This window comes from Aeromonas sp. 25-AL00135, from assembly GCF_054052385.1.
Window position 1 is genome coordinate 48174 of sequence record NZ_JBSTYQ010000005.1, and the last position, 12112, is coordinate 60285.

A 12112-nucleotide genomic window follows, 5' to 3' on the forward strand; every position below is an offset into this window, starting at 1 on the left:
GCTGCCGGTTTTGCGGGTAATGAGGGGTAGCGACGGTAAAGGTTACTGCAATACCACGTGCTGGAACCCTTGTACCAGGCTGATGACCGGCTGGGGATAGAGCCCCAGCAACACCACCAGCACGGCAGAGAGCAGCACTACCACACCACCGGAGGAGAGAGCCCAGTCGGCGCTGGCATCGCGCTGCTGCATACCCGGTTCGCGCAGATAGAGGGTTACCATCACCTTGAGGTAGTAGTAGAGACCCAGTGCGCTGCCGAGCACGATGGCACCGGAGAGCCACCAAAGCTGCGCCTCGACGGTGACGCCGATGAGGTAGAACTTGCCGATAAAGCCGAGGGTCATCGGGATGCCCGCGAGTGACAACATCATCACCGTCAGTACGGCAGTCAGATAGGGGCGCTTCCAGAACAGACCACGATAGCTGTGCAGGGAGTCTGCATCCTTGCCGCGATAGGGGCTCGACATCATGCTGACGACGCCAAAGGCGCCGAGGCTGGTGAAGAGATACATCAGCAGGTAGACCCCGGCCGCTTCCACCGGCATCTGGCCGAATCGGCTCGCCACGATCACCGCCAGCAGGTAACCGAAGTGGGAGATGGAGGAGTAACCCAGCATCCGTTTGACGTTGGTCTGCACCAGGGCCAGCAGGTTGCCGACCATGATGGATATGACCGCCATGGCTGCCAGCAGCCAGTGGATCATGGGATCGCTCGCCGCCGGTACCGCCAGATAGAAGCGCAACAGCACGGCAAAAACCGCCACCTTGCTGACGGTGGCGAGGAAGGTGGCGACCGGTGCCGGGGCACCTTCGTAGACATCCGGGGTCCAGAGGTGGAAGGGGGCCAGGGAGAGTTTAAAGGCAAAGCCGACCAGCATTAACCCCAAACCGCCCATCAGCAGCGGATGGTGAGCCGGGCTCTCGGCCAGGGTCTGCCCCAGGGCAGCAAAGCTCAGGCTGCCAGCCTGTGCATAGAGCAGCGCCATGCCAAACAGCAGGAAGGCGGTGGCGGCGGCAGAGAGCACCATGTATTTCACCGCTGCTTCCAGCGAGTGGCGCTCGCGGTAGGCGTAACCCACCAGACCGAACATCGGCAGGGTCAGCATCTCGATCCCGATAAAGAGAGAGGCGAGGTGACGGGAGCAGGCCAGCACCAGACCACCAGCGGTGGCGATCAGCAGCAGCAGGAAGAACTCTTCCCGGTTGTCCGGGTAGGCTTTCAGCCACGATTGACCGAAGGTGCAGGTGGCCAGGGCGCCGATGAGCACCAGTCCCATATAGAAGACGGCGTAACTGTCCACTTGCAGCAGCGGGGTGACCCCCTGATCCCCCTGAGCCATCACGATGGGCAGCGAGAACAGTGCCAGATTGAGGCCAACAATGGTCACGGTAAAGGCGGTGGTGACACAGCGGCGCCACGCGATGGCCAGCATCAGGGCCGCCATGGCCCCGGTGGTCAACAGCAGGGGAAGCAGTGCCAGCAGTTGGGAAGCGGAGAAAGTCATTGCAGGGCTCCAGCAGTCGGCAGCAGATACCAGTGCAGCACGTTGATAAGGCTGCTGCTGGCGGTATCAATCACGGGTTGGGGATAGAGGCCAAGCAGAACCAGCAGTCCCGCGATCACCATCATCATGGTCAGCTCGCGGCGATCCAGTCCCTTGAGCATGCTCTCATCCTTGGCGGGGCCAAAGCAGGCGCGCTGCAACATGATGAGGGAGTAGACCGAGGCCAGTACCAGACCGAAGGTGGCGACTGCCGTGATAACAGGGGCAACCTGGAAGCTGCCGACCAGGATCAGGAACTCGCCGACAAAGTTGCCGGTGCCCGGCATGCCGAGCGACGCCACCGAGAAGAAGAGCATCACGCCGGGCAGATAGCGCAGGCGTCCCCACAGGCCGCCCATCTGGCGCAGATCTCGGGTGTGCAACCGCTCGTAGAGCTGACCGCAGAGGATAAAGAGGCCGGCTGCGGAGAGTCCGTGGGCGATCATCTGCACCACGGCGCCCTGCAGGGCCAGCTCGCTACCCGAGTAGATGGCGATCATCACAAAGCCCATGTGGGAGATGCTGGTGTAGGCTACCAGCCGTTTGATGTCGGTCTGGGCAAAGGCCACGATGGCACCGTAGACGATCCCGATCAGGCCAAGCACCATGGCGTAGGGAGCAAACTCGGCGGAGGCTTCGGGGAAGAGCGGCAGGGCAAAGCGCAGCAGGCCATAGGCCGCGGTTTTGAGCAAAATACCAGCGAGATCCACCGAGCCTGCAGTCGGCGCCTGACTGTGGGCATCCGGCAGCCAGCCGTGCAGCGGCACCAGCGGCATCTTGACCGCGAAGGCGATAAAGAAGCCCAGCATCAGCAGCCATTGAACGCCCTTGCTCATCGGGGTATTGAGTAGCTCCAGATAGTTGAAGGTGAAGACTCCGGTGGCATGCTGGTGGGTCAGCACCAGCCCGATGATGGCCACCAGCATGATAAGGCCGCTCACCTGGGTGTAGATGAAGAACTTGGTTGCGGCGTTGATCCGTGATTTGCCGTCAGTGACCGAATGGCCCCAGAGCGCAATCAGGAAGTACATGGGAACCAGCATCATCTCCCAGAAGAAGAAGAAGAGGAACAGGTCCAGCGCCATAAAGACCCCGAGCACGCCGCCCAGGATCCAGAGCAGGTTGAGGTGGAAGAAGCCGATGCGCTGCACGATCTCTTTCCACGAACAGAGAATGGCCAGTACCCCGATAAAGCAGGTGAGGATCACCATCAGGAGCGACAGGCCATCCACCGCCAGATGCAAAGAGATGCCGAAGCGGGGGATCCACGGCAGGCGCCACTCGGCGGCCCAGGCGGAGGCAGCACCGGAGACGCCCGCGCTGTCTAGGCCCGTGGTGGCAAGGGAGAAATCACCACTTAGCCAGATGGCACAGGAGAGCAGCAGGCTGGCGCTCATGGAGAGCAGGGCTACCCAGCGGACAAACTGCCCGCCGAGACGCTCCATCTGCCAGCAGAGCAAGCCGCCGATAAAAGGAATTAACAAGATCCAGAGTAAGGTCACGGTATCAGCTCTCGTTCAAGTTCATATGAGATTGCACGCCCTGTTCCATCAAGATCGGCAAACAGCCCGGCTGTACGATTTTCGTGTTGTTCATCGCGTTTACCCCAGTAGCAGCAGTGCCAGCACCAGTGCGGCACCGATCCCCATGGAAGCGGCATACCAGCGCAACTTGCCGGTCACGGTCCAGGCCAGCAGCTGGTTGCCACGCAGGGCAAACCAGGCGGGCAGGCCCATCATCCAGTCCAGCGGGTCTCGGGCCAGCAGCCGGGTCGCCAGCAGATAGGGCTTGACCCACAGCTGGTCATAGAGCCAGTCAAAGCCCCAGGCGTTGAACCAGAGGGTGCTGAGCAGGCGGCCCGGTGCGCTGTTGGCAATGGAGGTGGCCAGACGGCGCTTACCAAGGAACAGAAACGCGGCCAGCGCAATGCCTGCGATGGCGATGATGCCAGAGGTGATTTCCAGTGCATGGCGCCCCTCTTCGATATGGTCCCCCGGGCCTGCGGGTAGTACACCTGCCAGTGGCGGGGTGATCAGCGCGCCTATGCCGGTAGAAAGTACCAGCAATACCAGCAGCGGCAGATGGTGAGCCAGGCCGTGGCCCGCATGGGCTTTGGTCTGCTCTTGGCCATGGAAGGCGATAAAGATCAGCCGGAAGGTGTAGAGCGAGGTGAGGAATGCCCCTACCAGACCTGCCCACAGCAGCGCGCTTTGGCCCGAGGCTTCTACTTGCCACAGGATGGCGTCTTTACTGTAGAAACCGGAAGTGACCAGCGGCAACGCCGCCAGCGCCGAGCCCCCCACCAGGAAACAGGCATAGACCAGTGGCAGACTCTTGCGCAGGCCACCCATCTTGAAGATGTTCTGCTCATGGTGGCAGGCAACGATAACGGCACCGGCGGAGAGGAACAGCAGCGCCTTGAAGAAGGCGTGGGTCATCAGGTGGAAGATGGCTCCTTCCCATGCGCCGACACCCAGTGCCAGAAACATGTAGCCAATCTGGCTCATGGTGGAGTAGGCGAGGATCCGCTTGATATCGGTCTGAACCAGCGCGGCAAAGCCTGCCAGCACTAGCGTGATGGCGCCAACCAGCCCGACCAGATGGAGGATCTCTGGCGCCAGCAGGAACAGGCCGTGGGTACGGGCAATCAGGTAGACACCGGCGGTCACCATGGTGGCGGCGTGGATCAGCGCGGAGACGGGCGTCGGGCCTGCCATCGCATCCGCCAGCCAGGTTTGCAGCGGCAGCTGTGCCGATTTGCCGACCGCGCCGCCCAAGAGCATCAGGCAGGCCAGCGACAGGGCAGGGGAGCCCTCGGCAAACAGGGTCGGTGCGCGCACCAGCAGCTCGTGGATATTGAGGGTGCCCAGCTCCCGATAGAGGATAAATAGGCCGATGGCGAGGAAGACATCACCCACCCGGGTCACGACAAATGCCTTGAGGGCCGCTGCGCCGTTCTTGCGATCCTTGTAGTAGAAGCCGATCAGCAGATAGCTGCACAGCCCTACCCCTTCCCAGCCGAGGTAGACAAACAGCAGGTCATCAGCCAGCACCAGAAACAGCATGCTGGCGATAAAGAGGTTGGTGTAGGTAAAGAAGCGGGAGTAGCCCTCTTCACCGCGCATATACCAGGAGGCGAACAGGTGGATAAAGAAACCCACCCCGGTCACCACCCCCAGCATGGTCAGCGACAGGCCATCCAGTGCCAGCGAGAAGCTCGGGGTAAAGTTGCCCACCGCCATCCATTGCCACAGGCGCTGGACATAGACGCCCCCCTCGGGCGGGTTGCCCAGGAAGTCGATGCCCACCCACAGGGTAGTGAGGGCCGACAGGCCAATGGAGCCCACCCCGATCATTGCAGAGGTACGCTCGCCAAACCGGCCGAGGGAGAAGGCCAGCACCAGCCATCCCAGCAGCGGAAATAGAAAAGTCAGATATAAGAGGCTCATCCGCGCATCTCGCTCACAGTGTCCACGTTCAGGGTGTGGTAACGACGATAGAGCAGCAGTAACAGGGCAAGGCCGATACTGGCCTCCGCTGCCGCCAGAGAAATCACCAGGATATACATGATCTGGCCATCGGCCTGGGCCCAGCGGCTACCCGCCACCACAAACGCCAGTGCCGAGGCATTCATCATGATTTCGATACTCATCAGGATGTAGAGCAGGTTGCGGCGGATCAGCAGACCGCACAAGCCGATGCAGAAGAGCACCGCGGCCAGCAGGAGGCCGTGCTCCATAGGGATTCCATTCATTGCTGACCTCCTTCTTGTGCAGAGCGGGATGCTGTGCGGGGGACTGAGAGCACTTCACCGCTCTTCTCTTCCCGACCCAGGTGATAGGCGGTTACCAGACCCGCCAGCAGCAGAATGGAGGCGAGCTCCACCGCCAGCACATAGGGGCCAAAGAGTTCTACACCAACCTGTTTGGCGGTGACATCGGTCACCCCGAGCAGGCCGCCGGTAACACCGAGGATGCCGTGGGCCAGGAAGCCCAGCAGGATCAGCGAGAGCAGGGCTGGCCCCACCCAGGTCATGGGGGTGAGCCAGTTTTTCTCCTGCGCCTGCGCTGAGCCCAGGTTCAGCATCATCACCACGAACACGAACAGCACCATGATGGCGCCGGCGTAGACGATCACCTGCAGGGCGCCCGCAAAGGCGGCACCCAGGCAGAAGAAGATCATGGCCACGGCGATGAGGGAGATGATGAGATTGAGCAGCGCATGCATGGGATTGCTGGTGCTGATCACCCGCAGCGTGCTGTAAATGGCCACCAGGGCCGAGGCATAAAATGCCAGTTCCATGATTGACTCCTCAGGGCAGCAGGCTCTTGACATCGATGGGTTTGGCTTCGTTTTCGGCATCCCCTTTCGGCTTGCCGTCAATGGCCATCCCGCTCATGCGATAGAAGTTGTAGTCCGGGTATTTGCCGGGCCCGCTGATCAGCAGATCTTCCTTCTCGTACACCAGATCCTGGCGGCGATACTCACCCATTTCGAAATCCGGCGTCAGCTGGATGGCGGTGGTGGGGCAGGCCTCTTCACACAGGCCGCAGAAGATGCAGCGAGAGAAGTTGATGCGAAAGAACTCCGGATACCAGCGACCATCTTCCCGCTCAGATTTTTGCAGCGAGATGCAGCCGACCGGGCAGGCAACTGCGCAGAGGTTGCAGGCCACGCAGCGCTCGTCCCCGTCGGGGTCGCGGGTCAGCACGATGCGACCGCGGTAGCGGGGGGCCGCATAGACAGCCTGCTCCGGATAGTTGAGGGTTTCACGGGGCCGCCAGGCATGGGAGAAGACCATGGCCAGACTGCGTAACTGGGTGCCGACACCCTGAATAATGCTAACAATTTTCATATTGAGTGCCTCACTGCGTACTTATCAGTACAACTGCCGCGGTGACCAGCATATTGATCAGGGTCAGCGGCAAGCAGACTTTCCAGCCAAACGACATCACCTGGTCAAAGCGCGGGCGAGGCAGGGAGGCCCGCAGCAGGATGAAGAACACCATGAAACAGGCGGTCTTCAGGGCAAACCAGATGAAGGGGGGCAGCCAGGGGCCGTGCCAGCCACCGAAGAAGAGGGTCACGATGAGCGAGGAGATCAGCACGATGCCGATATATTCGCCCACGAAGAAGAGACCCCACTTCATCCCCGCATACTCGATGTGATAGCCGTCGGCGAGCTCCTGCTCGGCTTCCGGCTGATCGAACGGGTGACGGTGGGTGACGGCGACACCGGCAAACAGGAAGGTGACAAAGCCCAGGATCTGGGGCACCACGTTCCACAAGTCTGCCTGTGCCTCGACGATATCCCGCAGGTTGAAACTGCCGGTCTGGATCACGATCCCCATCAGCGACAAGCCCAGGAACACCTCGTAGGAGAGGGTCTGGGCCGAGGCGCGCAAGCTGCCGAGCAATGAGTATTTGTTGTTGCTTGACCAGCCGGCGAACAGCACCGCATAGACCGCCAGCCCCGCGATGGCCAGGATGTAGAGCAGCCCCACATTGAGATCCGCCACGCCCCAGGTGGGGGTGATGGGCACCACCGCAAACGCCAGAATAAAGGCGGTGAAGGCGATGATGGGGGCCAGGATAAAGATCCGCCGATCGGCAAACGGCGGGATCCAGTCCTCCTTGAAGAACATCTTGATCATGTCGGCGGCCAGCTGGAGCAGACCAAACGGCCCCACCCGGTTGGGGCCGTAGCGATCCTGCCATAGGGCCAGCAGACGGCGCTCGATAAAGCTCATAAAGGCGCCTGCCCCTACGATCCCCACCAGCACGATCAGTGCCTTGCCCACCTCCAGCAACAGATCGATCAGCGACTCGCTCATGCGATCACCTCCTGCAGGTTAGTGATTGAGGCTTGTTGCAGGGCCGTCGGCAGGCCGTTCACCCCAAGGGGGAGTCCCACCAGACCGGCGCTCAGCTGATCGCTAAGCCGCAGACGCAGTTGCCAGTGGCTACCGCCCCAGGAGAAGGAGACCTGACTGCCCCCGTGGAGGGCCAGACGCTGCGCATCAAGGGGATTGAGCACCAGCTCGGGTTCGTTCATCCGGGCCTGAATGACCGGGCTGCGGGCCGACAGCTCCTCACCGCCAAACAGCTGGGCATAATTGACCACTTGCAGCGCCTCTGCGGCCTTGAAGGGGGCGGGGATGGTGGTGAACCAGCCGAGCAGCGCCTTGCCTTCTGCCTGCGGGTCTGTTGCTTCCAGCAGACGGCGACCCGGATCGCCAGCACGCAGTTTGCCACCCACTTCATCCTGGAACTTGTTCCAGGCGGAGGGAGAGTTCCAGCCCGGCGCCCAGGCGAACGGTACTTGCGGCAGCGGCTGACGGGCTCCGGCATACCCTTCCATGGAGAAGTTGAAGGGGGAGTCGGGATCTTGCGCTACCCGCGGCTCGCTGACGTTCTGATCCGCCAGCATGGAGGTGCGACCACTGTAGCGGTGTGGCTCACGGGCCAGTCGCATGCCACGGATCCGCAAGCCTGCGTTGGGCGCCGCTTCCAGCATGGTAGCGAGCAGCGGATTGCTGGTGGCGCAGTCATGATTGACCTGGTCGAAGTTCTGCCAACGCAGCGGCTTGCGTTCGATCGCCCCTTGCAGCGCCGCCAGCCAGCGCCACCCTTCACGCACCTGAATATCGGCGTTGTAGAAGGCGGGTGCATAGACCTGGAAGAAGCGCTGGGCGCGCCCTTCCATGTTCACCAGGGTGCCATCGGCCTCGGCAAAGCTGGCGGCCGGCAGGATCAGATCAGCCTTTTGTGCAGTCCGGGTGTCCTGATGATCGATGACCAGCAGGTGCTGCAGTCTCGCCAATGCAGCATCCACCCGGTTGCGCGGCGCGCGGCGGTAGAGATCGTTCTCCAGAGTGACCAGCGCCAACCCCTCTTCGGCCTCGATACGTGCAAGGGCGGCTTCGAGCGACTTGTCTGACAAGGTTTGAGCGCCCAGCATGGCCAGGCCGAGCGAGTTGGCCTCCTGGGCAACCAGCGCGATGCTGGCTTCCAGACCACGCCCTTTCAGGGCACGAGCAATATTGCTGGCTGCTTCAACCAGCGCCACGCTGCGTGCGCTGGAGCCGGCGATGATGAGCGGTTTTTTGGCATTGCCAAGCAGTTCGGCCCAGCGTGCAGCCTGAGCCTGCTGCTCGGCAGAGAGGTCGGCGATAGCTGGTGCCGCATTGTCGAGCATGTTGGCGATGGCAAAGCCAAGGCGCGCCTGATCGGCGTAGGGAGCGTGCAGTTTGTCGGCCGCTACATCATCGAGACGGGTGTTGTCGAGACTGGTGATGAGCAGCGGATAGCGCTCGTTCTGACCCAAGGTCTGAACGGCAGCGACTTGCCACAGATCCACCTTCATCTTGCGGGCCAGTTCGCGGGCCTTGCCCTTGACGGCTTGACGCAGGGCCAGCGCAATTCGAGCCGCGCTCATGGTGACATCTTCGCCGAGTACCAGAATGGCGTCGGCCTCTTCCATGTCGCGCAGGCTAGGTGTTGATACGCCGCCATGCTGCAAAATCTGCAGGATCTTCTGCTGGCATTCCCATTCGGCCTGCTCCATGCCGCAATAGAAGTTCTCTTCACCCACCAGTTCGCGCAGAGCGAAGTTGCTCTCCAGCGACGCACGGGGCGAACCGATACCGATCACTCCGCTGGCGGTGCGCAGGGCATCGGCGGCGCGGTTGAGGGCTCCATCGACCGTGATGGCCAGCTTGTCGTTACCTTCACGCAGCAGCGGTTGGCGCGGGCGGTCGGCCAGGTTGACATAGCCATAGCCAAAGCGGCCGCGATCGCAGAGGAAGTAGTGGTTGAGGCTGCCGTGGAAGCGGTTTTCGATACGGCGCAGTTCGCCATAACGTTCGCCCGGGCTGATGTTGCAGCCCACGGAACACTGCTGGCAGACGCTCGGGGCAAACTGCATGTCCCATTTGCGGTTGTAACGCTCGGAGTGAGTCTTGTCGGTGAAAACCCCGGTAGGGCAGACTTCCACCAGGTTGCCGGAGAATTCGCTCTCCAGCGTGCCATCCTCTACCCGACCGAAATAGACGTTGTCGTGGGCACCGTAGACGCCAAGATCCTCGCCACCGGCATAATCCTTGTAGTAACGGACGCAGCGGTAGCAGGCGATGCAGCGGTTCATCTCGTGGCTGATGAAGGGGCCAAGATCCTGATTCTGGTGGGTGCGTTTGGTGAAGCGGTAGCGACGGCTGTTGTGGCCGGTCATCACCGTCATATCCTGCAGGTGGCAGGCTCCACCCTCTTCACACACCGGACAGTCGTGGGGGTGGTTGGTCATCAGCCACTCCACCACGCTCTTGCGAAACTCCTTGGCCTCTTCATCTTCGATGGCGATATAGGTGCCATCGGTGGCCGGTGTCATGCAGGACATCACCAGACGGCCACGTTTGTCATCGGCATTCTGATACTGTTTGACCGCACACTGGCGGCAGGCGCCAACGCTACCCAGCGCCGGATGCCAGCAGAAATAGGGGACGTCCAGACCCAGCGACAGACAGGCTTGCAGCAGGTTATCTGCTCCGTCTACCTCGTACTCTTTGCCGTCTACATAAATGGTTGCCATACAACTTCCCTGAAACCTGTTTTGTGAAATCTGTGGTGTCGTTACCAGCGCTCGCCCAGCAGATTGGGCTGGATCCCTTTGACCGGCTTGCGGTTGTCGCCGCTGCCTTTGATCCCGGCCTCGAATTCGGAGCGGAAATATTTGATGGCGCTGGCCAGCGGCTCGACGGCGCCCGGTGCGTGGGCGCAGAAGGTCTTGCCCGGGCCAAGGAAACCGCAGAGTTGCTCCAGGGTCGCCAGATCGCCGGATTGCCCTTCGCCACGTTCCAGTGCCCGCAGCAGCTTGACGCTCCAGGGCAGGCCGTCGCGGCAGGGCGTGCACCAGCCACACGACTCGCGGGCGAAGAACTCCTCCATGTTGCGCAGCAGGGAGACCATGCTGATGGAGTCATCCACCGCCATGGCGAGGCCAGTCCCCATCCGGGTGCCGACCTTGCCGATACCGGCGGTATACATCTGGGCATCGAGGTGCTCCGGCAGCAGGAAGCCGGTGCCCGCGCCGCCCGGTTGCCAGGCTTTCAGGCGATAACCGCTCTTCATCCCGCCGGCGTAATTTTCAAACAGCTCGCGGGCGGTGATGCCAAAGGGCAGCTCCCAGACCCCGGGGTTGTTCACCTTGCCGGAGAAGCCCATCAGCTTGGTGCCGTGATCTTCCGAGCCCGGCAGCGCCAGAGCGTGATACCAGGCGACTCCGTTGCCGATAATGGCAGGCACGTTGCAGAGGGTTTCGACGTTGTTGACGCAGGTGGGTTTGCCCCAGACGCCGGAAACGGCGGGGAAGGGGGGTTTGGCACGCGGGTTGGCGCGGCGCCCTTCCAGCGAATTGATCAACGCCGTCTCTTCACCACAGATGTAGCGGCCGGCGCCGGTGTGGACGAACAGCTCGAAATCAAAACCCGAGCCCAGAATGTTCTTGCCCAGCAGACCGGCGGCCTTGGCCTCTTCCACCGCGCGGCGCAGGTGGATGGCGGCATCAACGTATTCGCCGCGCAGGAAGATATAGCCGCGATAGGCCTTGAGCGCCCGAGCACTGATGATCATCCCCTCGATCAGCAGATGGGGCAGTTGCTCCATCAGCAGGCGATCTTTCCAGGTGTTGGGCTCCATCTCGTCGGCGTTGCAGAGCAGGTAGCGGATGTTCATGCTCTCGTCTTTGGGCATCAGCCCCCACTTCACGCCAGTGGGGAAGCCCGCGCCGCCACGCCCCTTGAGACCGGCATCCTTGACGGTACTGACAATCTCGTCCGGGCTCATCTGGCCGAGCGCCTTGCGGGCGGCTTCATAGCCCTGTTTGGCCTGATACTCCTCCAGCCATACCGGCTGGCCGTCATCCCGCAGCCGCCAGGTGAGCGGATGGGTCTCGGCGGTGCGGGCCGTGCGGTTGGCTGTGCCAAGAGAGGCGAGGATCTTGTTCTGCGGCAGGCTCATGGGTAAGCCTCCAGGGTTTTCAGCAAGGTCACCGGATCGAGGCCGCCATAGGTGTCGTCATCGATCATGATGGCTGGCCCCTTGTCGCAGTTGCCAAGGCAGCAGACCGGCAGCAGGGTGAAGCGGCCATCCGGGGTGGTTTGACCGGGGCCGAGGTTCATCACCTCCTTGAGACCGGCCATCAGCTCTTCATGGCCATTGATGTAGCAGACCATGCTGTCGCAGACGCGGATGATGTGGCGCCCCACCGGCTGGCGGAAGATCTGGCTATAGAAGGTGGCGACCCCCTCCACGTCGCTGGCGGGAATGCCGAGCTCGGCCGCGATGGCATGAATGGCGCCGTCGGGGACCCAGCCTCTGGCCTGCTGCACGATCTTGAGCGCTTCGATGCTGGCGGCGCGGGGATCTTCGTAGTGGTGTTTCTCGTGTTCGATGGCATCGCGTTCAGCCTGGCTCAGAACGAAGTCGTCCTGTTTGCTGCTGCATGCCCCTTGCCCCTGTGGGGTCTGATTATTGTGACACTGACATTGCTGGCTCATGACTTGACCTTTGG

At 61.8% G+C, this 12112-nt stretch carries 10 protein-coding genes; all 10 read right to left on the minus strand.

Annotated features, from left to right (window positions below; translation table 11 throughout):
- Positions 1–42: 42 nt before the first annotated feature.
- The 10 genes from nuoN to nuoE all read right to left on the minus strand — a co-directional run bounded on the left by nuoN (position 43) and on the right by nuoE (position 12098).
- The gene (gene nuoN, locus ACW5XC_RS05710; RefSeq protein WP_042056116.1) at positions 43–1506 is read right to left on the minus strand and encodes an NADH-quinone oxidoreductase subunit NuoN; all 1464 of its coding nucleotides are present in this window, start codon (positions 1504–1506) and stop codon (positions 43–45) included.
- The gene (nuoM, locus tag ACW5XC_RS05715) at positions 1503–3047 is read right to left on the minus strand and encodes an NADH-quinone oxidoreductase subunit M (RefSeq protein WP_005337249.1); all 1545 of its coding nucleotides are present in this window, start codon (positions 3045–3047) and stop codon (positions 1503–1505) included. Before nuoM ends, nuoN begins: the two co-directional genes overlap by 4 nt.
- A gap of 99 nt (positions 3048–3146) precedes the next feature.
- Positions 3147–4994 carry an NADH-quinone oxidoreductase subunit L gene (gene nuoL / locus ACW5XC_RS05720; RefSeq protein ID WP_042056113.1) on the minus strand — a complete coding sequence of 616 codons (1848 nt, stop codon included), beginning with the start codon at positions 4992–4994 and terminating at the stop codon, positions 3147–3149.
- The gene (gene nuoK, locus ACW5XC_RS05725; protein WP_005337247.1) at positions 4991–5299 is read right to left on the minus strand and encodes an NADH-quinone oxidoreductase subunit NuoK; all 309 of its coding nucleotides are present in this window, start codon (positions 5297–5299) and stop codon (positions 4991–4993) included. The genes nuoL and nuoK overlap by 4 nt, the downstream gene beginning before the upstream one ends.
- Positions 5296–5847 (minus strand): NADH-quinone oxidoreductase subunit J, encoded by a 552-nt coding sequence (gene nuoJ, locus ACW5XC_RS05730; protein WP_042056111.1) that lies wholly within the window; start codon positions 5845–5847, stop codon positions 5296–5298. The genes nuoK and nuoJ overlap by 4 nt, the downstream gene beginning before the upstream one ends.
- Before the next feature lie 10 nt (positions 5848–5857).
- Positions 5858–6400, minus strand: a complete 543-nt coding sequence (gene nuoI / locus ACW5XC_RS05735; RefSeq protein WP_005337245.1) for an NADH-quinone oxidoreductase subunit NuoI — start codon at positions 6398–6400, stop codon at positions 5858–5860.
- A 10-nt stretch (positions 6401–6410) separates the two neighbouring features.
- Complete coding sequence (nuoH, locus tag ACW5XC_RS05740) at positions 6411–7379, minus strand: NADH-quinone oxidoreductase subunit NuoH (RefSeq protein WP_005337244.1); 969 nt, start codon at positions 7377–7379, stop codon at positions 6411–6413.
- Complete coding sequence (gene nuoG, locus ACW5XC_RS05745; RefSeq protein ID WP_042056108.1) at positions 7376–10132, minus strand: NADH-quinone oxidoreductase subunit NuoG; 2757 nt, start codon at positions 10130–10132, stop codon at positions 7376–7378. The genes nuoH and nuoG overlap by 4 nt, the downstream gene beginning before the upstream one ends.
- A 41-nt stretch (positions 10133–10173) precedes the next feature.
- Complete coding sequence (gene nuoF, locus ACW5XC_RS05750) at positions 10174–11559, minus strand: NADH-quinone oxidoreductase subunit NuoF (RefSeq protein ID WP_042056105.1); 1386 nt, start codon at positions 11557–11559, stop codon at positions 10174–10176.
- Positions 11556–12098: an NADH-quinone oxidoreductase subunit NuoE gene (nuoE, locus tag ACW5XC_RS05755; protein WP_005344912.1), complete on the minus strand. Its 543-nt coding sequence runs from the start codon at positions 12096–12098 to the stop codon at positions 11556–11558. Before nuoE ends, nuoF begins: the two co-directional genes overlap by 4 nt.
- Positions 12099–12112 lie beyond the last annotated feature (14 nt).

Excerpts from the sequence above, each read along its gene's own strand:
- nuoN (WP_042056116.1), bottom strand. The coding sequence starts at position 1,506 with ATGACTTTCTCCGCTTCCCAACTGCTGGCACTGCTTCCCCTGCTGTTG.
- nuoL (WP_042056113.1), bottom strand. The coding sequence starts at position 4,994 with ATGAGCCTCTTATATCTGACTTTTCTATTTCCGCTGCTGGGATGGCTG.
- nuoK (WP_005337247.1), bottom strand. The coding sequence starts at position 5,299 with ATGAATGGAATCCCTATGGAGCACGGCCTCCTGCTGGCCGCGGTGCTC.
- nuoJ (WP_042056111.1), bottom strand. The coding sequence starts at position 5,847 with ATGGAACTGGCATTTTATGCCTCGGCCCTGGTGGCCATTTACAGCACG.
- nuoI (WP_005337245.1), bottom strand. The coding sequence starts at position 6,400 with ATGAAAATTGTTAGCATTATTCAGGGTGTCGGCACCCAGTTACGCAGT.
- nuoH (WP_005337244.1), bottom strand. The coding sequence starts at position 7,379 with ATGAGCGAGTCGCTGATCGATCTGTTGCTGGAGGTGGGCAAGGCACTG.
- nuoG (WP_042056108.1), bottom strand. The coding sequence starts at position 10,132 with ATGGCAACCATTTATGTAGACGGCAAAGAGTACGAGGTAGACGGAGCA.
- nuoF (WP_042056105.1), bottom strand. The coding sequence starts at position 11,559 with ATGAGCCTGCCGCAGAACAAGATCCTCGCCTCTCTTGGCACAGCCAAC.
- nuoE (WP_005344912.1), bottom strand. The coding sequence starts at position 12,098 with ATGAGCCAGCAATGTCAGTGTCACAATAATCAGACCCCACAGGGGCAA.